Below are 18,613 nucleotides of genomic sequence, written 5' to 3'. Positions count from 1 at the left end.
TCACTGATTTAAAGTGCAAATTTATTACAATATAAAAAACTATCCGCATAAAACGAATAGTTTTTAATCAAATTACTTTACAAGCGATTCCTTTGATAATTTCTCAATAGTTGGGATATCCGCAGGTGCCCACTCTAAAGCTGCTAGTTCATTCGGATATAACCATTTAATTGCTACATGCTCAGTTAAAACTGGACTTCCTTCAACAAGTTTACAATAAAAAGTTTTCAAATGAACAATACCAAAATCATACTCATAGGCTGTATAATCAATTTGTTCACCAATCTGCACGCTACAACGCATTTCTTCATTGATTTCACGCTTTAACGCCTCTTGAGGTGTTTCTCCCTCTTCTATTTTCCCACCTGGAAATTCCCACATAAGAGGTAGCGATTTAGATGGTCCTCTTTGTGCACATAAAATTTTCTCATCTTGGACAATTACTGCTCCAACAACATAAATATTTTTCTTCATTATGTCCTCCTTAAATCTCACAGAAACTCTATAATTTACGTTTCCACACCTTATAGACTGAAAAATGCCTTTTATATCTTTTAACGACTAATATATTTTTAATCAGTAAGATAGATTTTATCTATTCCTATCTAGCACCTTTAATGTAATTAGCCTAACACTCTCATCTCTTTTATATTATATAGAAGTAACTACAAAAATAAAGCATGATCGAATACTTCCCTCTTAAGCCTCTTTTTTCATCATCTCCTCATACCTAAAATCACATTCCTCGAAAAACACCCTACTCTCCCCACTATTCTTATAAAAAGAATTCCAACCCCTCTCCCTCAAAATCCCCTTCCAACTATCACTCTCCACCATCCTCTTAATAATACTATCCCAATAAGCAACCTCGTCCTCCGTCATATCTTTCGGCCCCATAATCCCTTTCCAGTGCTGAAATACAACATCGATTCCTTGTTCTTTCCACGTTGGAATGTCCGGTAGTCGGTCTAGTCGTTTTTCGGAGGATACGGCTAGTATTTTTATTTTGCCGGCTTTGTATTGTTTTTCGGCTTCGGATAGGGTCATGGTTGCGGCGTTGATTTGTTTGTTCGTTAGGGCGTTTATGATTTTTTCTTTGTTTTCGTAGACAAAGAATTGTAGTTCGGCAGGGTTTATGCCGAAGGCTTTGCTTACTTGTACGAAGGATAGGTGATCGTCGTTTCCTAGACCGGGGGCAACTCCGATTTTGAAGTTTTTCTTGTCTTGCTTTAGTTGTTCCATCAATTGTTTTGCGTTGTCTATATTTGAGTCTTTTGATACGACAACGACTTCCCAATCCGACGCTAATGTTGCGAGCGGGGTGAAGTCTTTATATGTTAGTTTACTGTGGCCTAGTAGGTTGTTCGTTATGAGTAAGCTTGAGTTAATCGCCAGTACGTGTCCGCCTTTTTGTTTCGTATATTTCCATCCGACATCACCGCTGCCACCTACTTTGTTTGTGACAGTGATTGGTTTTGTGAAGATTTTTTCTTCTGTCAGCGTTTTTTGCATCGCTCGTGCTGTTAAGTCCCATCCGGCTCCTTGAACGTTTGGCGCAACGATTTCTACTTTGTCTATGTTTACTGTATTCGTTTGAGGTTTTTCCGAAGAACAACCAGCTAATACTCCTGTCATGATCCATATACATAATAATAATCGTTTTTTCATAATCCTCGTCCTATTCGGTACTTTCGTTCTGGTCGTCCGATAATGCCGTATGTGTATTCTACTGTGCATTCGTTTGTTGCTACTAAGTATTCTAAATATCTTCTTGCGGTTGTTCTGGATGCCCCCATTTGTTCTCCCATTTCTTCTATTGTAATTCCCTCTTCGAATCCTTTTATAATTCCTTTCACTTTTTGCAGTGTTAAAGGATCAACACCTGTCGGTAAGTTTTTCATGTCTTGTATTTGCGAAGTGCCGAAGAAGTTATCAATTAGTGCTTGATTTACTTCATTGTTACTATGTAATAGTTGCTTCTTTCTTTTATAATCTTCAATTGTGCGAACAAATTTGTCTAACGTGACCGGTTTTATAAGGTAGTTGCTTATGCCATTTCGAATTGCTTTTTCTAACATATAGTTTTCATTCGCCGCTGTTACCATAATGACGTCAACGTTTGGAAAGTCAGCATGAATTTCCGGCAATAAGTCGGTTCCAATTCCATCTGGTAAATAATTATCTAATAGAAGTAAATCGATTTCTTCCCTTTGTAGTAGTTCCATCGTTTCTTTTGCGTTCAATGCTTTTCCAATCACTTTTACATCCTTTATTTTCGATAAAAACTCTTCCTGAATTTGCGCTACGCGGAAATCATCTTCTGCAATTGCGACCTTCAACATATGCCCATCCCCCTGTTTGTCATTTACTTTCTCTCAATGTTTTCGGAAGGTAAATTGTAAAAATAGCTCCCCTATTTTTCTCGTTCTGAATTTCAATTGTTCCTTGTAGTAGATCTACCATTTCTTTCACATTTGCTAGGCCGTAACCACGATTGTTTCCTTTCGTCGAAAATCCTTTTTGAAAAATGGTACTTATTTTTTCTGCCGGTACTCCTATCCCACTATCTATCACTTCAAACACAATATCGTGCCCAATATCAGTAACAAAGAAGGAAACACTCTTTTCCTCCTGTTCACCCACCGCATCAAACGCATTGTCGATCATGTTTCCAAGAATCGTAATAAGGTGCGAAACTTTTATATGGTCTGGTAACGCATTAAGCGCGCTATCTCCTTCAATATGAAAATCAATTTTCTTCTCAGACGCCGTTCCAAGTTTCCCTAATAAAATAGCTTGTACTTTCGCATCATGAATTTGATGGAATAAAATATGATTTTGGCTTTGATGAATAGTAGATTCTTGCTGGATAAATTCAATCGCTTCTCTGTAATGTCCTAACTGCAATAAACCAGATAACACGAAAAGTTTATTTGTAAATTCATGTGTTTGAGCACGTAAGTCCTCTGAATACTTTCTTACCTCAGATATTGTGTTAACAAGGTTTTGCAATTCCGTTTTATCTCTAAAACTACATACAACGCCTACCGTACTGTTATTTTCGAGTATCGGTGTCATGTTTAAAATAAACACTTTATCCTGAAACGCTATTTCTTGATCGCTCTCTAGCACTCTTTCCATATTAAAATCCGGTAAAATTTTTGAAATGTGCTGCTGCATATAATCACCACTTACATGCAGCATCTCTTCCGCAGACGTATTCATCATAGTAATAAAACCGTTTTGATCAATGGCAATGATTCCTTCTTTTATAGATAGTAGTATTGCGCTTCGTTCCCGGTATAGCGCTGCGATTTCATTCGGTTCTAAACCTAGTGTATCTTTCCTGATGCTACGCGCTAAAAGAATGCCACCAACAATTCCAACTAGTAATACCGCTAAGGAAAAGAGTATAATTTCTTCCGTTCTGCTCAATATGTTAGATTCAATACCTTTTATTAAAAACTCTACTGTAACAACGCCTACGACTTGATCGTAGTCTCCGTTATGAATAATAATAGGTGCCTTCGCCATTAAAGCCGGACCACTTTCACCATTTCCTTCGAGCGTATAATACCCTCCAAAAGTAAGTGCTTCATAGTTATATGGATTGTTACTCTTCGTGCCAATCAACTCCGAATTAGAATGTGAATACATAATCCCATAGCGATCTTCCACAATTACATAATCGGCACCAGCCTGCTCGCGAACTTGTTCCGCAATGGATTGAATGGTATTTTTATGCTCGTTATATTGAAAAGCCTCTTTTATAGCTGGCATAAAAGAAAGTGACTTAGCCGTTTGCAGAGCTAACTGCTCCACTTGACGTTTCGTATCAACGGACTGAATGTAAACAAATATTCCCGCTAGTAGGAGAACGACAAATAAAATTAATGTAATAATTAAGCCTAATATTTTCGTTTGTAATGACACTTTACGTAATTTCTTCATATCTCATACCCTTTGATAAAATATTCAAAAATATCAATCTCCTTTTCTATTATTATGACAAAACTGAAAATGAAGCAACTATTAAAAATACCCATGTACATAAAGTACAAAAAGAATAAAATTGTCATAATATTGAGATTTCTATTAAAAGACAGTACAATTCAACTACAATGAACACGCTTTCATATATAACTTTTATTTATAAGCAAGAGGAGGAATTATTATGGCTCAAGCAAAATCTAACCGAGTCGCTGGCAATATTTTCAAAGGTTCTGTCGGCAATTTAATTGAATGGTATGACTGGTACGTTTACTCTGCTTTCGCTGTTTATTTTTCAGCAGAGTTCTTTCCTAAAGGAGATCCAACAAGTCAATTACTGAACACAGCCGCTATTTTCGCAGTTGGATTTTTAATGCGCCCTATCGGAAGTTTATTAATGGGGCGTTATGCAGATCGGCACGGACGCCGGGCAGCATTAACTCTTTCCATTACGATTATGGCCGGTGGTTCTTTAATTATTGCCTGTACACCTAGTTACGAAAGCATCGGTATTATGGCACCAATTATTTTAGTTCTTGCCCGCTTGCTTCAAGGGTTATCACTCGGCGGAGAGTACGGAACTTCCGCAACGTATTTATCTGAAATGGCTAGTAGTGGTCGCCGTGGTTTTTATTCAAGTTTTCAATATGTAACGCTCGTTGCTGGACAGATGGTTGCGTTAGGCGTTCAAATTGTTCTTCAGCAATTACTAAGCGAACCAGATATGAAAGCTTGGGGATGGCGTATTCCATTCATTATTGGAGCGATGGGCGCAGTAGCTGTATTATGGCTTCGCCGCACGATGGATGAATCGGAGCAGTTCTCAAAAATGGAATCTAAAAATCGCGAAAGTGCTGGAACAATTCGCGCTCTTATGAAACACCCGAAAGCAGTATTAACAGTAGTTGGACTAACACTAGGAGGCACTGTCGCATTCTATACGTACACAACATATTTACAAAAATTCATGGTAAATACAGTTGGTCTTCCGAAAGAAATTGTAAGCTGGATTAACTTTGTCGCACTACTTATATTCGTAGTACTTCAACCGATTGCGGGGCTACTATCAGATAAAATTGGGCGTCGCCCACTATTAATGACTTTCGGTATTCTCGGAACGTTACTAACAGCACCGATTTTCTTCTTTATGGAAAAAACGACAGAACCAATCGTAGCATTTTTACTTATGATGGTCGGTCTCATTATCGTTACTGGTTATACATCAATTAACGCAATTGTAAAAGCAGAACTCTTCCCAACTGAAATTCGCGCACTTGGCGTAGGTTTACCCTATGCACTAACAGTTGCGATATTCGGCGGAACAGCTGAGTTCATCGCATTATGGCTAAAAAGTATCGGAATGGAATCATTATTCTACTTCTACGTAGCTGGATGTATCGCGATAAGCTTTATTACGTATTGGCGTATGGCTGAGTCTTCGAAGACTTCGCAGATTGAGGCGGAGTTGAGTGGTGGAAACACTTTAAAGAACGGTACTGGCTCAAAATAATAAATTACAAAAGGTCACCTTGAAAGAGGTGGCCTCTTTGTATAACCTGCCAACCAACCTCACCATACAAAAAAAGACCACCCAAAGGCAGCCTCACAACTGAATCGTAGTACCCACTCCACGCTCCACCGCTTTTTCATACAAGTACTTCGCAACGATAATATCTACTACCGCTAAACCAACTGATTTGAAAACCGTAATCTCCTCATCGTTTTCCCGGCCAGGTTTTTCTCCACTTATTATTTGACCAAGTTCAGCATGGATGCCGCTCGCATCAAATAAGCCTTCTTTTATCGGCACTTGGAGGTCACCTGTTTCTTCTAGTGCTGCTTCTTTTGACTCAACTACTACTTTGTTTGCGTTAGCGATGGCATGGGATGGTAGTTCTTGCATGCTCGGCCTGAATGAACCGACGGCGTTTACGTGGATGCCTTTTTGCAATGTTTCTGTGAAGACTGGTGTGGATGCATTTGTTGTTGTGACGATGATGTCTGCTTCACTTATTGCTTCATTTGGATCCCTGTAGACATAAGCCGGTTTATTGAATTTTTCTTGTATATATTGTGCAAATGCATAGGCCTTTTCTTCCGTTCGGTTATACAGTATGACTTTTTCAATGTCCCTAACCGCGAATACAGCTTCTGCAATTCCTTTCGCTTGTTCCCCTGTGCCGATGATGCATAAGTTTTTTGCGTTATGACGAGCTAAATGTTTTGTCGCTACTCCTGATAAGGCGCCTGTTCGGATCATTGTTAAATAAGAACCTTCTAAAAGTGCGAGTGGTTCTCCCGTTTGAAAGTCTGATAGCATCACAATCCCGTTTATCGTTTTCTTTCCGAGCTTCTTATTATGAGGGGCTACCGTTACTATTTTTACTCCAAGCGCCTCAAGTCCTTCCGCGACTGAAGGCATAATTAACGCGGTATTTTGTTCACTCGCAAATGGTAATGAGGCGCGAATTGGTGTAATCGTTCTTTCTGCGGAAAACTCTTTTAAAGCAAGCGCCGCGTATTCAATGACTTCATTCATATTTACTAAATTTCTTTGTTCGTTTGCGCTTATGACTAGCATATTTGTTCACCCTTTTCTAAATTCTTCTCTTCACTAGATGCAATATTTTCGTTTACGACCTGTACTCCTACTAAATCACCCGTAATATTTACAACTGTGTGACCCATGTCAACGAGCGGAGAAACAGCTGCGATGATCGGGATAATTGTTAGCGGAAGCCCTAGTGTAGAGAGTAAAATGGTCGCAGTAATAACGTCCGCACCTTTTACTCCGGCACAGCCAGCTGCAAGGACGATTCCTAAAAATACAGTTTGCATAATAAGACCAAATGTAATCGGAATACCATATACATTTAATGCGAAGACCGCTAAAACACCGAGCGCTGCTGATAGTCCGTTCATATTAACAGTAGCCCCAAGCGGAATGGTGAAACCAGCTACTGACTCAGGGATACGAAGTCTTTTTTGTGCAACTTCCATCGTTACCGGAAGAGTTGCGCTACTTGATGTTGTACTAGCAGCTACAATCATAGCTGGACTCACTTGTTTATAGAAATGAATAGGGCCAATTTTCCCGAAGACTTTCAATATAATTGGATACATAATGAACACAATGAGTAGCAATGATAAATAATCAGCTACTACATAGCTAACGACCGCAGTAAGCATGTCTGCTCCAAATGTGCCAACTACATGAGCAATTAACGCCATAATTCCGTACGGAGCAAATCCAATAACGATCTCCGCAATTTTAATCATTATTTTTGATCCTTCATGAACTAACTTACGAGTTCCTTTCGCTTGATCGCCAAGAAGAATAAGTGCCATGCCGACAAAAATAGCAAAGATAATAATTTGAAGCATACTTGTTTCTGCAGCCGCTTGAATGACGTTAGAAGGAAACCATTGTACGATATTATCTATAAAACTAAACTTCTCTTCTTTAAATTTCTGCCCATTCGCAAGAAGACCTTCTACTCCTTTACCAGGATTGATAATATAAGCAATTACTACGCCAATACTTGTCGCTACTACAGCTGTCATTGCATAGTAAATGAAAATTCTTCCGCCAATTGCCCTTAACATTTTCGGATTTTCAAGCCCGGCAATACCTGAGACGATGCTTAAAAAAGTTAACGGCACGATAATCATTTGTAATAAACGAATAAATATATCCCCAATCGGTTTTAAAACAGCTACTTTCGGTCCAAATACTACCCCTAACGCAATACCGATTAATGCCCCTATCAAAATTTTCACAGGTAAATTTAATTTTCGCCACCACTTCATCCAAAGGTCCCTCCCTTAAGAAAACATTAAGCTAACAAAAACCCCCGATTCAAAACATCCCTCGGATCTACAACAAACTGATGAAATCCTGTAATAAATGCATTCCCCGTTACTTTCGGAATGACTGCTTCATATGTATCTACCGCTGTTACGGATAATACTTCCCCCTCAAATTGGCCGTCAGTAATGCATTCGTGGACGAAAGTTTCTCCCTTTTGTAAGGCATCTTTTTCAAAAAGGGTTGCGATTCTTGCGGAAGTTCCTGTGCCGCAAGGGGAACGGTCTACTTGCCCATCAGCGAAGATCGTTACATTTCGCAGAGTAGCGTCTTTTTCTTTCGGTTCGTCTGAGAAAATAACGCCGTATATTCCTTTTAAATCTTCTTCAAGTGGATGTTTTACTTCCATTTGACTCTCAATGTAGTGCTTAATTTTACTGCCCCACGTTTGAATAGCAGGTAAATCCTTGAAATCGACTTTCAAACCAAATTCTTTACAGTCTACAACAGCGTAGAATGCTCCGCCAAATGCAATATCTACTTGAAATTCATAGTTATCTATTTTGATAGGAACGTCTTTCTTATATACGAACGAAGGAACGTTTTCAAATGATACGGACTCTACTTCGCTCCCGTTAAATTTTGCGTACGCAATGACTTCCCCGGCAGGGCTATCAATAATGAATTTTTGTTTTTCACCTGTCACTTCAAACATACCAGTTTCAATTCCTACTGTAATAACAGCGATAATTCCGTGACCACACATCGTACTCCAGCCTTCATTGTGCATAAATAATACACCAAAATCAGCGTGAGCACTTGCGGGCGGCGTAATGATACAACCGTACATGCCGTGATGTCCTCTCGGTTCATACATAAGAACCTCACGAAGATGATCCAAATGTTCCATACAGTACGCGCGTCTTTCTAGCTGCGTTTCTCCCTTTATCTCTGGCACTCCGCCTGTAATGATTCGAAGTGGTTCCCCAGCTACGTGAGCATCAATTGTTGTGTATATTTTACTAATCTTCATTTCTATCTCTCCTTCATATCTTTATATCATTTTCATTGCAAATACCATGCCAAAGTGCAGAGCGTTAATTTGTTTACATTTTTCTGAAAAAGGTGTATCCTTTTGGCAACAAATCTGTATACTACTGTCTACTTTTTTATAAAATCAGTGGAGGTTTTATAAATCCCCTACTGATTATTAGCCCACAAATAGCGGGATAAATTCTTTGGAGGCCATGCTATGAAACAATTCGATAACTTTGCAGTTCCAACGTTGCATACACTCCTCTCTTACGTGGAAGAAGCGATTTCTATCGTAAATACGAAGGGCGTTATGTTGTACTGGAATGAGGCAGCAGAAAAAATGTATGACATTAAGAAAGAAGATATTATCGGTAGAAATGTGCAAGAGTTTTTTTCAAAGGAAGATATTATGAATTTAAAAGTTCTTGAGAATGGGCAACCAGTCCGGGATATTTATCACCTTCCGCGGCCAGATAAGCACGTATTAATTAGTACGACTCCTATTTATGACGAAAACAATGAATTAATTGGATCTATGTCTGTAGAAAGAGATATTTCCGTAACGATTAAGTTAAATGAAAAATTATCCTCTACTTCTGAAGAATTACAGCAATTAAAGCAAATGATTCAACATCAACAAGATGACCCCTTCAGCACGATTAAAGGAAATAACGCAACACTTCAGCACATTATCCACAACATGAAAAAGGTAGCGAAAACTGATGCGACGATTTTAATTACAGGAGAAAGTGGCGTTGGGAAGGAGCTATTTGCTCAGGCCATTCATGAAGCGAGCCTTAGAAGCAAGCAACCTTTTATCCCAATTAATTGCGGCGCTATTCCTGCCGCCCTCTTTGAAAGTGAGCTATTTGGTTATGAATCCGGGGCATATACTGGTGCCGCTAAGGGCGGCAAAGCAGGAAAGCTAGAATTAGCAAGTGGCGGTACATTATTTTTAGATGAAGTAGGAGAACTCCCGCTTGATATGCAAGTGAAGCTACTTCGCGCTTTACAAGAAAAAGAGATTTACCGAATTGGGGGGCAAACACCGAAAAAAATAAACGTAAGAATTATCGCCGCAACGAATCGTATGTTAGAAGACATGGTGCTCAGCGGGACATTCCGATCTGATTTGTTTTATAGGTTAAATGTTTTCACAGCGCACATCCCGCCGCTAAGAGAGCGAACAGACGATATTTCCTTCTTAACTCATCATTTCTTAAAGGAATTTTCTTTTAAATATAACAAGCCCGCACCCTTCGTTCATCAAGAAGCAATGAATCGACTGCATACATATTTTTGGCCAGGTAATATTCGCGAACTGCGCAATATAATAGAAAGATTAATTGTCCTTCATGAAGGTAAAGAAATACGTGAAGCAAATATTTTGCAGCTATTGCCTTCGCAAAAATCTGTCTATCAAACGGAACGTTCACTTACTGATGAGAAAAAGACCTTAGAAAAAACTCGCATTTTACAAGCTCTCGAAGATACGTACGGAAACAAAAGCATCGCTGCGAAAAAGTTAGGTATGTCCCGGGCTAATTTATATAAGAAACTGAAGAAGTACGGGATTACTTACGAAGTAGAACATTAATCAGTGCGGGGGACCACCAACCAATCCCACAACCGGTCCACCTGAGGACACTCAGACATCCAAAACTAAAAAAATCCCCCGAAACCCGGGGGACCCCATCATACCCTAACCGCCACCACATCCGGTACTTGCTTAGCAATCTCCTCACCAATCTTTATACTTGCTGTTGCCGCCGGGGATGGTGCGTTGCAAATATGCAGGGAATTTATGCCAGGGATAATGCAGAAGTCATCAACCATATTTCCGTTTGATAAAATGGCTTGTGCCCTTACACCTGCATGTGTTGGCACGATGTCTTTCTCTGTAAGTTCTGGTATTAAGCGCTGCAAGCTTTTTAAAAATGATTGTTTACTAAATGAGCGCACCATTTCTTTTATGCCTTCTTTCATATTTGGCATCGCCATTTTCCAAAAGCCTGTGTATGTCATTGTTTCCATGAAGTCTTTAATATCGAAGTCCGTTTTCGTATAGCCTTCTCGCTTAAAGCTTAATACTGCATTTGGCCCTGCATGTACGTCTCCGTTTATCATTCTTGTAAAATGAACACCTAAAAACGGAAATTCTGGATTTGGAACTGGATAAATTAAATGTTTTACAAGATGGCGTTTTTCTGGGACAAGTTCGTAATATTCACCACGAAACGGAACAATTTTCATATCAGTTAATATACCTGTCTTTTTCGCAATACGATCGCTATGTAATCCAGCGCAGTTAATAAGAAATTTCGTTTTAAATACACCTTGATTCGTCTCAATTGTTACAGCGTCTTTCTTCTCAGCGATTCGCTGCGCTGTTGTTCCTAAATGTACTTCTCCCCCGCTTTCCTGAATTAAGCGGGCAAATGCATAACTTACTCCTCTATAATCAGCAATCCCGCAAGAAGGAACACGGATTGCCCCAAGTCCTTTTACATGAGGTTCAATTTCAGCTAATTCTTCCTTATCTATTTTTGAAATATGTAAATCGTTTTGTAAGCCTCTCTCATATAAATTATGTAAAAGAGGAAGTTCGTCCTTTTCTGTAGCAACAATTACTTTTCCGCACATGTCATAAGCGATGTCATTTTCTTTACAAAATTGAACCATAGCTGCGTTTCCTTCTTTGGCAAACTTTGCTTTATAACTCCCTGGTTTATAATAAATTCCAGAATGAATTACACCGCTATTATGTCCGGTTTGATGATGTGCAAGTTCCTTTTCTTTTTCAATGATCGCGATTTTCGCACGAGGGAATTTTTTCGTTAAAGCCATTCCAGTTGAAAGGCCAACAATTCCCCCGCCAATAATTATAAAGTCATACATCCTACTTCCCCCTTAATAGTATAAAGTGAAGCTTTAATCAGTGGGGGTTTTGTTCATCCCCCACTGATTATTAGCCTTCACTAATCGGGCGTTTACGGGCAGCCCGACTCCCACCTAACTTCTTTGCTCCAGCCGAATTTTGAGGTGGGAGTTTTACTGCCCACAAATAGCGGGATAAAAGGCAGGTCTCCTTGAAAGACCCGCCGTACATATTATTTAGAAAAACAACCACGTTGACGCATTAGTTCCCTATATAAATCTTTATTTTTCTCAAACGCAGCTCTTCCGTGCATCCAAAATAAGTTGTTTAAAAGAACTAAGTCACCAATTGGTAATTTCAATGCATGTGTTGCTGGTGAGTTTTCAACAGAATATGATAAGTCTTTCAGATAGTTTGCTTGTTCAATATTATCTGGATAAGCGAACTGATCAATAAAGCAAATACATGGTGCGTTATTCACATCAAAAAATGTTTCACGATAGACGATTTCTTGCGCATTTTTACTTGGTGGCGCTTTATACGTAACCTTAACAGATGCGAGCGAATGATCTCTAAATTTTTGAAGATCTTCCCAATCGTCTAAATGTAGTAAACGGGATTCCCCTCCTACTGCATTTTGCTCTTCAATTTTCATCATAAGAAGCCAATCTGTCGGTTCATCAACGAATGTACCGTCTGTATGAAGTGTAAACAATCGATACGCTTGACGAAGGTAAGAATCACTACTATCTGTATCTTTCACATTAAATCTAGCATAATACGTTCCTGTCATTGCATCAAAGTTTGGCGCCCCGATTAAATGTGTTAATGCTGTTGCAAATTTCACGTAGTCTGCTGGATCTGACGTTTCACCTTGCACCCCAATTGTAAATCCGCCCGTTTCACGGTCATGAACAATGCCGCGAATGTTATCCATAAATGATTGCCCAAAAATCTTTCTCATTCCATCAGCAAGATTAAATCGAGAATAAGGAATGTATTGTAATGACTGCTCTGAATGTTCTTTTACCTCTTCAAAAAACTGCCTAAGCAATTGCTGATTTAACACAATATGATATAAACGCTTATGCTCTGGATGAGGAACAATCTCATATCCCCCATATTTCTTTGCAAATTTCATCTTTGTACTTTGTTCTGTAATAATCGACATTTCAATTCCTCCCTAATTTAAATATGAAGAACTTATTGACGCTTTTTACAGACAGTTATCCTTATCTTCTTATGCTGAGATTCGGTCTTACTGCCCTAACATCGAAAAAGCCAGTCATACGCATCCACGAAATAAAACCGTAGAAACGTACAACTGGCTCATAATTACGAGTGTTCTTTAATCTCTTAAAGTACAATAATAATAGACAGTTTGTATGAAAATATTTGTAAAACAGGAAAGCAAGATCGGATATAGAGAAGGCTAATTTCTCGTATGGATCTTATTAATTAAATAATAATTCAAAATATTATAACTGTCAATTCGTTTTTTATTTTTTTCCCTACATACTTTACACATTTTACAAATCCCCTTACTTTCCCCACATCCTCTTTTTTTCGTCTCTTGTTTCACAGCTTGAACTTCACTTAATTTTTTCATGTTCCTTGCCTCCCAAATAAAATAAGCCAGTCGTATCCCTTTAAAGGAAATACAACTGGCTCTCGTTTATGAACATAAATGCGATAAACTAGACAGTTTTTATGGTGTTGTTTCCTCGTACTCACGCCCAGGCTGTTCATCATTTAAATAACTTACATATTGGCGATGTAAATCTTTTACCGCACTGACGATAGCATTTTGCGCTTTTCCTTGATAATGTTCCATAATATCTTGAACGATTTCTTCAATACCATCTTGCAAACTATGTCCTCTCAAAATTTGAGCGACGAAGTCTCTACCGTGCTCTGTCGCAAGCGTACATGATGCTTCAATAATGACATGATATTTATGATCTGCCTCAATTGTAATTGTTAATGTCTCATACATACTGCGAACAGCCATCCCTTTCGGAAGTCTCGAATGTCCCGCCATAAAAAATGTCCCTTTACGCATATTTCATCCTCCGTTACTATGTTTTTTGTCGCTTATACTTGATCTACGTATACGGTCTTGATTCTCGTATAAAATTCTTTAGCCGCTTTTCCTTGTTCACGTGGTCCAGCACTAGAGTTTTTCATTCCGCCAAACGGAACTTGTGGTTCTGCTCCTGCAGTTTCTGAATTCACGTGTACCATTCCAACTTCCATATCATCAATAAACCTTTGCGATAAACTTAAATTGTTCGTACAAATCGATGCACTTAGTCCGTATTCTGTATCATTCGCTAAAGAAACTGCTTCTTCATAACTATTCACTTTAAATAAACATATAACTGGGCCGAAAATCTCTTCTTTTGCAATGCTTGCATCTTTATCGACATTTTCAAAAATAGTCGGTAAAACATAGCACCCTTGCTTCAATTCAGCTTCTTGCGGCACGCTGCCTCCATAAAGTAAAGAAGCCTCTCCTTTCCCTACTTCAATCATCGATAAAATAGATTGCTGCTGCCCCTTTGAAACACATGGACCCATAAATGTATCCGGTTCTAGCGGGTTTCCAACTGTAAGAGACTCAGTGCGCTGCAAAAGTTGATCGCGAAACGCTTCATAAATATCCTCTTCCACGATCACTCTACTTGTTGCGGTACATTTTTGCCCAGTTGACATAAACGCACCTTTTATCGCAATATTTACTGCCTTATCAATATCCGCATCTTTTAATACAACTAACGGATTTTTCCCGCCCATCTCTAATTGTACTTTTTTCCCTGTTTCAACGGCTGCTTTGTGAATGATATTTCCAACGTGATTAGAACCAGTAAACGATACCGCTTGTATATCAGGATTTCCCGTTAATTCTGCCCCAACTTCAGAGCCTTTACCGAACACACAATTGATAACCCCTGCCGGAATGCCTGCCTCATGAAAAGCATTCACAAGATGGTACACAGACTTTGGCGTCACTTCAGCCGGCTTAATGACAATCGTATTTCCGTAAATAAATGCCGGCGCCATTTTCCACGCCGGAATCGCAATCGGAAAGTTCCACGGCGTAATTAATCCAACCGGCCCTACTGCCACACGTTTACTGTAAAGCATTGTACTTTCATTAGCAGACGGGATGAGCTCTCCGATCGGCTGATTCGCTTCCCCGGCGTAATATTCAAGAATGCTAATCGCTCGCTTCGTTTCTCCTCTTCCTTCCGCAATCGTCTTTCCTTCTTCGCTTGTTACATCTAAACCAATTTCATTTACCTTTTCTTTTAAAATAGCTGCCGCTTTCCATAAATAACTCGCTCTTTCTTGAAACGATAACCTTTGCCATTTATGAAAAGCTTCTTTCGCCGATGCAATTGCTATTCGTGTATCTTCTACTGAACTAAACGGGAATTCACCTAGCACTTCCCCGTTATGCGGATTATAATTTTTAACGTATGCATTCGTGGAAGGTTCTCTCCACTCACCATTTATATAATTGAAAAACCTCATGCCCCTGCCCCCACCATTTTTATTTTGATAGTTTCGCAATAGCAGCTTCTAAAATAGTAAGCCCTTCTTCAAGCTGTTCATCTGTTATAACGAGAGGTGGTAAGAAGCGAAGTACGTTACTATAAATACCAGCGCTTATCGTAATGACCCCTTTACTATGTGTTTCCTTCATAATCGCTTTAACCTCTTCTGCTGCTGGCTCTTTCGTCTCTTTATCCTTCACAAGCTCGATTGCAGTCATAGCACCAAGACCCCTGACATCACCAATTAGTTCGTATTTATCTTTCCAGCTATTAAACACTTCCATCATGCGTGCACCAATTTCTACAGCACGCTTTACTAAATTCTCTTCTTCGATTACATCTAAAACAGCTAATGCAGCCGCACAAGCAGCCGGACTTCCTGAAAAAGTACCACCTAATTGACCTGGTCCAGGTGCATCCATCAAATCTGCTCTTCCTGTTACTGCACTAAGCGGCATTCCAGCAGCAATTGATTTTGAAAATGTCATTAAATCAGGAGCTACGCCGAAATGATCCATTGCAAATAAGCTTCCCGTACGAGCAAAACCAGTTTGAATTTCATCCGCAATCATAACAATTCCGTACTTATCACAAACATTTCGGACACCTTGCATGAATGTAGTCGTCGGAACGATAAATCCGCCTTCTCCTTGAAGCGGTTCCAAAATAATCGCAGCGATATTATCACTTGCTACTTCCTCTAACATAAAGCGCTCAAAATACGCTAAAATTTGCGCGTCTACTTCTTCTGGTGTCAGTCCTTCTTCAGCACGGTAATAGTACGGATATGGTAATTTGTATACTTCTGATGCAAACGGCCCAAATCCATGCTTGTACGGTTTCACTTTACTTGTCAATGACATCGTCAAAAGTGTACGCCCGTGATATGCACGCTCAAACGAAACAATCGCGCTTCTTCCCGTTGCTTTTCTAGCAATCTTCACCGCATTTTCTACTGCTTCAGCTCCGCTATTCGCAAACATCGTTTTTTTCTTGAAATCACCTGGCGTTAACTCATTCAGCCTTTCAGCTAATGCAATATAACTTTCATAAGGCGCTACATGAAAACAACTATGAATAGAAGATTCCACTTGATCTTGAATCGCTTTTACTACTTTCGGATGACAATGCCCGACGTTTTGCATACCAATTCCGCCCGCAAAATCGATTAACTCATTACCATCTACATCAGTAATAATCGCTCCTTTTGCTGATTGCACATACAACTCTGTAATATTGTAAGGCCCTTCTGGCACCGCATTTTTTCTTCTTTCATGTAATATGCTAGACTTTGTAGTTGTAATATCTTTCTTTTCTTTCAACATGGAACATAACCCCTTTTCTTATTCTTTTTCTATGCTAACTTCCGAATCTTTTATAATCGTAAAATCATTCAACTTTTGCTTATCGAAATTTCTAACTCTTAGAAAATAACTTATTATTACTAGGATTGTAGCTAGTAATGTCATGTAAAACTGCATCCGCATATCTGCTATAAATGCTTGTGAAACAAATATCGTAATAATCATTAAAAGCGTTGCATATGTGAGATAAGGGAATAACCACATTTTCACTTTCAGCTTTCCAGCCCCTTCTCTTTCTCTTTCCCTTTCTCGTCTTAACCTGACATGTGAAACTGCAACGAACATATACATCAGCATCGTTACCCCGCCTGAACTATTCGCTAAAAACGCAAACAGTTTATCAGGAGATATAAATTTCAACATCGCGCAAATGAATGCAAATACGATACTTGCATATATCGCTACAACCGGTGTTCCTCTACTATTTAACCGTGAGAAACTAGCCGGAGCATCGCCTTTTTTAGCAAGTGAAAATAACATACGCGAACTCGTATATATACCTGAATTCATAACGGAAAGCAATGATAGAAATACAACACCATTCATAATTTCTGCGGCTGCAGGTACTCCTGCCATATTAAATAAACTTGCATACGGAAGTTTTAATAACTCCTTATCCGTCCACGGAATAAACATAATTAAAATTGTTACCGACCCTACGAAGAAAAGCATAAGTCGCCATACTACACTATTAATAGCCCTTATAACATTCTTCTCTGGATCTTCCGATTCCCCGGCTGCAATAGCGGCTACTTCGCTTCCCGATAAAGAGAAAGAAATAAAAACAACGCTCAGTAAGACAGGGACAATTCCATTCGGGAAGAACCCACCGTGTTCCGTAATAATAGCAAGACTCGGTCTCTCCACTCCTGGAACAAGTCCAAAAAACATAGAAATTCCTAAAATTAAAAATGCAACAATCGCAATAACTTTAATAAATGCTAACCAATATTCAAACTCACCGTACAATTTTACTGAATATACATTCGTCATCGTCATTAAAAGGACCATACATAAACTCGCCAGCCATGCTGGAACCGAAGGGAACCAATTGTTAATCATCACGCCTAAAAGCACCGCTTCGATTGCGATAATAATGACCCAGTTAAACCAATATAACCAACCAATCGTATACCCTGCCCACGGCCCAATTGCTTTGTTCGCATACGTTGCGAAAGAACCGCTATCAGGATTTTCTGCTGCCATCTCTCCTAACATCCGCATCACGAGCACAACCATTAAAGCGCCGATAATATAGGACAAAATCGCTGCTGGACCCGTCGATTGAATAATCGTTCCACTTCCTACAAACAAACCGCCCCCGATAACCCCGCCAATCGAAATCATTGTTATATGCCGAGTTTTTAAATCCTTCTGTAACTCCTTTTTCTCTTTAGCCAAACAATTCACCAGCCCCTCCATTAGCGTGAACGTGCACCATACTCCATTGATAACGCTTTCTAAAAACCCCCTCCTACTTCTCAAGAAAAAATAAAAAGAGCCAGAAAAACAACGCATACAACTGCATTGAATTTTACTGCCCCTATCCTTATGGCTCGTCCTCCTGCTAAGGAAGTTCAAGTGGAAAGAAGTGTTGTTCCTCTATTCATTTTCAAAAAGGCATTCGGGCTTACAGAGAGGCTAATCACTGTCATCCGATAATAAGTTAATCATAATACAAGTAGACTGAATATTCAATGTTCACTTTCGCAAATTTCATGAATAAAAAAAGAAAATTCTCTCGCCCCAGCACATATACTGTTCAAAAGCAAAAAGGAAGTGATCTCATGTACTACGGAACAAAAGGCTGGTACGTAGCTGAACTAAAAAAATTAGGTATTCGTTATCATGACGGACGTAAACTAGAAAATTACCGCGGACACGTATTACGCAATTTATTAATCGCACAACAAGAGAAAAACGAAGAAAAGTAATTTACTAATAAAATGATATCGAACACAACTCAAAATATATCGAC

The 18,613-nt window shown here is 39.2% G+C and carries 17 protein-coding genes; 3 read left to right on the top strand and 14 right to left on the bottom strand.

Annotated features, from left to right (window positions below; genetic code table 11):
• Nucleotides 1-72: 72 nt before the first annotated feature.
• From FT637_RS17745 to FT637_RS17730, 4 genes are all read right to left on the bottom strand, one after another.
• Nucleotides 73-474 carry a (deoxy)nucleoside triphosphate pyrophosphohydrolase gene (locus FT637_RS17745; protein ID WP_193647420.1) on the bottom strand — a complete coding sequence of 134 codons (402 nt, stop codon included), beginning with the start codon at nt 472-474 and terminating at the stop codon, nt 73-75.
• A 225-nt stretch (nt 475-699) separates the two neighbouring features.
• On the bottom strand, nt 700-1,668 hold the full coding sequence (locus FT637_RS17740; protein WP_193647461.1) for a tripartite tricarboxylate transporter substrate-binding protein: 969 nt from the start codon (nt 1,666-1,668) through the stop codon (nt 700-702).
• On the bottom strand, nt 1,665-2,342 hold the full coding sequence (locus FT637_RS17735; RefSeq protein ID WP_193647419.1) for a response regulator: 678 nt from the start codon (nt 2,340-2,342) through the stop codon (nt 1,665-1,667). Before FT637_RS17735 ends, FT637_RS17740 begins: the two co-directional genes overlap by 4 nt.
• Before the next feature lie 19 nt (nt 2,343-2,361).
• Complete coding sequence (locus FT637_RS17730) at nt 2,362-3,951, bottom strand: ATP-binding protein (protein ID WP_193647418.1); 1,590 nt, start codon at nt 3,949-3,951, stop codon at nt 2,362-2,364.
• A 223-nt stretch (nt 3,952-4,174) separates the two neighbouring features.
• Between FT637_RS17730 and FT637_RS17725 the strand changes: the two genes are divergently transcribed.
• A complete protein-coding gene (locus tag FT637_RS17725; RefSeq protein ID WP_193647417.1) occupies nt 4,175-5,500 on the top strand; it encodes an MFS transporter in 1,326 nt (441 codons plus the stop codon).
• A gap of 93 nt (nt 5,501-5,593) precedes the next feature.
• Here FT637_RS17725 and FT637_RS17720 read toward each other — a convergent pair whose 3' ends face one another.
• From FT637_RS17720 to FT637_RS17710, 3 genes are read right to left on the bottom strand one after another with little or no spacing between them, the layout of a single operon-like run.
• Nucleotides 5,594-6,571, bottom strand: a complete 978-nt coding sequence (locus FT637_RS17720; protein ID WP_193647416.1) for an ornithine cyclodeaminase family protein — start codon at nt 6,569-6,571, stop codon at nt 5,594-5,596.
• Complete coding sequence (locus FT637_RS17715; RefSeq protein ID WP_193647415.1) at nt 6,565-7,800, bottom strand: dicarboxylate/amino acid:cation symporter; 1,236 nt, start codon at nt 7,798-7,800, stop codon at nt 6,565-6,567. Before FT637_RS17715 ends, FT637_RS17720 begins: the two co-directional genes overlap by 7 nt.
• Before the next feature lie 26 nt (nt 7,801-7,826).
• Nucleotides 7,827-8,831, bottom strand: a complete 1,005-nt coding sequence (locus FT637_RS17710; RefSeq protein ID WP_193647414.1) for a proline racemase family protein — start codon at nt 8,829-8,831, stop codon at nt 7,827-7,829.
• Nucleotides 8,832-9,050: 219 nt separating this feature from the next.
• Here FT637_RS17710 and FT637_RS17705 point away from each other — a divergent pair, with 219 nt between their 5' ends.
• The gene (locus FT637_RS17705; RefSeq protein ID WP_193647413.1) at nt 9,051-10,430 is read left to right on the top strand and encodes a sigma-54 interaction domain-containing protein; all 1,380 of its coding nucleotides are present in this window, start codon (nt 9,051-9,053) and stop codon (nt 10,428-10,430) included.
• A gap of 98 nt (nt 10,431-10,528) precedes the next feature.
• Here the strand turns inward: FT637_RS17705 and lhgO are convergent, their stop codons facing one another.
• The 7 genes from lhgO to FT637_RS17670 all read right to left on the bottom strand — a co-directional run bounded on the left by lhgO (nt 10,529) and on the right by FT637_RS17670 (nt 18,045).
• Entirely contained in the window at nt 10,529-11,731 is a 1,203-nt protein-coding gene (lhgO, locus tag FT637_RS17700) for an L-2-hydroxyglutarate oxidase (RefSeq protein WP_193647412.1), read from the bottom strand.
• A gap of 212 nt (nt 11,732-11,943) precedes the next feature.
• Nucleotides 11,944-12,882, bottom strand: coding sequence for a glutarate dioxygenase GlaH (glaH, locus tag FT637_RS17695; protein WP_193647411.1), 939 nt, complete (start codon nt 12,880-12,882; stop codon nt 11,944-11,946).
• A 261-nt stretch (nt 12,883-13,143) separates the two neighbouring features.
• Complete coding sequence (locus tag FT637_RS17690) at nt 13,144-13,320, bottom strand: hypothetical protein (protein ID WP_193647410.1); 177 nt, start codon at nt 13,318-13,320, stop codon at nt 13,144-13,146.
• Between the two features lie 99 nt (nt 13,321-13,419).
• Complete coding sequence (locus FT637_RS17685; RefSeq protein WP_193647409.1) at nt 13,420-13,773, bottom strand: DUF3870 domain-containing protein; 354 nt, start codon at nt 13,771-13,773, stop codon at nt 13,420-13,422.
• 32 nt (nt 13,774-13,805) lie between these two features.
• Entirely contained in the window at nt 13,806-15,248 is a 1,443-nt protein-coding gene (locus tag FT637_RS17680; RefSeq protein WP_193647408.1) for an aldehyde dehydrogenase family protein, read from the bottom strand.
• A gap of 19 nt (nt 15,249-15,267) precedes the next feature.
• Nucleotides 15,268-16,596 (bottom strand): 4-aminobutyrate--2-oxoglutarate transaminase, encoded by a 1,329-nt coding sequence (gene gabT, locus FT637_RS17675; protein ID WP_193647407.1) that lies wholly within the window; start codon nt 16,594-16,596, stop codon nt 15,268-15,270.
• An 18-nt stretch (nt 16,597-16,614) separates the two neighbouring features.
• Nucleotides 16,615-18,045, bottom strand: coding sequence for an amino acid permease (locus FT637_RS17670; protein WP_193647406.1), 1,431 nt, complete (start codon nt 18,043-18,045; stop codon nt 16,615-16,617).
• A gap of 308 nt (nt 18,046-18,353) precedes the next feature.
• Here FT637_RS17670 and FT637_RS17665 point away from each other — a divergent pair, with 308 nt between their 5' ends.
• Nucleotides 18,354-18,569, top strand: coding sequence for a YflJ family protein (locus FT637_RS17665; protein ID WP_193647405.1), 216 nt, complete (start codon nt 18,354-18,356; stop codon nt 18,567-18,569).
• The last annotated feature ends 44 nt before the right edge of the window (nt 18,570-18,613 follow it).

The organism is Bacillus cereus (assembly GCF_015071065.1).
In the GTDB taxonomy this organism is placed as follows: domain Bacteria; phylum Bacillota; class Bacilli; order Bacillales; family Bacillaceae_G; genus Bacillus_A; species Bacillus_A cereus_BA.
Note: the sequence above shows the minus strand (reverse complement) of the source record. Positions and strands in the feature narration are given on the sequence as shown.

Bases quoted from the DNA above. Each gene is read 5' to 3' on its own strand.
- FT637_RS17745 (WP_193647420.1), bottom strand. From the start codon at position 474: ATGAAGAAAAATATTTATGTTGTTGGAGCAGTAATTGTCCAAGATGAG.
- FT637_RS17740 (WP_193647461.1), bottom strand. From the start codon at position 1,668: ATGAAAAAACGATTATTATTATGTATATGGATCATGACAGGAGTATTA.
- FT637_RS17735 (WP_193647419.1), bottom strand. From the start codon at position 2,342: ATGTTGAAGGTCGCAATTGCAGAAGATGATTTCCGCGTAGCGCAAATT.
- FT637_RS17730 (WP_193647418.1), bottom strand. From the start codon at position 3,951: ATGAAGAAATTACGTAAAGTGTCATTACAAACGAAAATATTAGGCTTA.
- FT637_RS17725 (WP_193647417.1), top strand. From the start codon at position 4,175: ATGGCTCAAGCAAAATCTAACCGAGTCGCTGGCAATATTTTCAAAGGT.
- FT637_RS17720 (WP_193647416.1), bottom strand. From the start codon at position 6,571: ATGCTAGTCATAAGCGCAAACGAACAAAGAAATTTAGTAAATATGAAT.
- FT637_RS17715 (WP_193647415.1), bottom strand. From the start codon at position 7,800: ATGAAGTGGTGGCGAAAATTAAATTTACCTGTGAAAATTTTGATAGGG.
- FT637_RS17710 (WP_193647414.1), bottom strand. From the start codon at position 8,831: ATGAAGATTAGTAAAATATACACAACAATTGATGCTCACGTAGCTGGG.
- FT637_RS17705 (WP_193647413.1), top strand. From the start codon at position 9,051: ATGAAACAATTCGATAACTTTGCAGTTCCAACGTTGCATACACTCCTC.
- lhgO (WP_193647412.1), bottom strand. From the start codon at position 11,731: ATGTATGACTTTATAATTATTGGCGGGGGAATTGTTGGCCTTTCAACT.
- glaH (WP_193647411.1), bottom strand. From the start codon at position 12,882: ATGTCGATTATTACAGAACAAAGTACAAAGATGAAATTTGCAAAGAAA.
- FT637_RS17690 (WP_193647410.1), bottom strand. From the start codon at position 13,320: ATGAAAAAATTAAGTGAAGTTCAAGCTGTGAAACAAGAGACGAAAAAA.
- FT637_RS17685 (WP_193647409.1), bottom strand. From the start codon at position 13,773: ATGCGTAAAGGGACATTTTTTATGGCGGGACATTCGAGACTTCCGAAA.
- FT637_RS17680 (WP_193647408.1), bottom strand. From the start codon at position 15,248: ATGAGGTTTTTCAATTATATAAATGGTGAGTGGAGAGAACCTTCCACG.
- gabT (WP_193647407.1), bottom strand. From the start codon at position 16,596: ATGTTGAAAGAAAAGAAAGATATTACAACTACAAAGTCTAGCATATTA.
- FT637_RS17665 (WP_193647405.1), top strand. From the start codon at position 18,354: ATGAATAAAAAAAGAAAATTCTCTCGCCCCAGCACATATACTGTTCAA.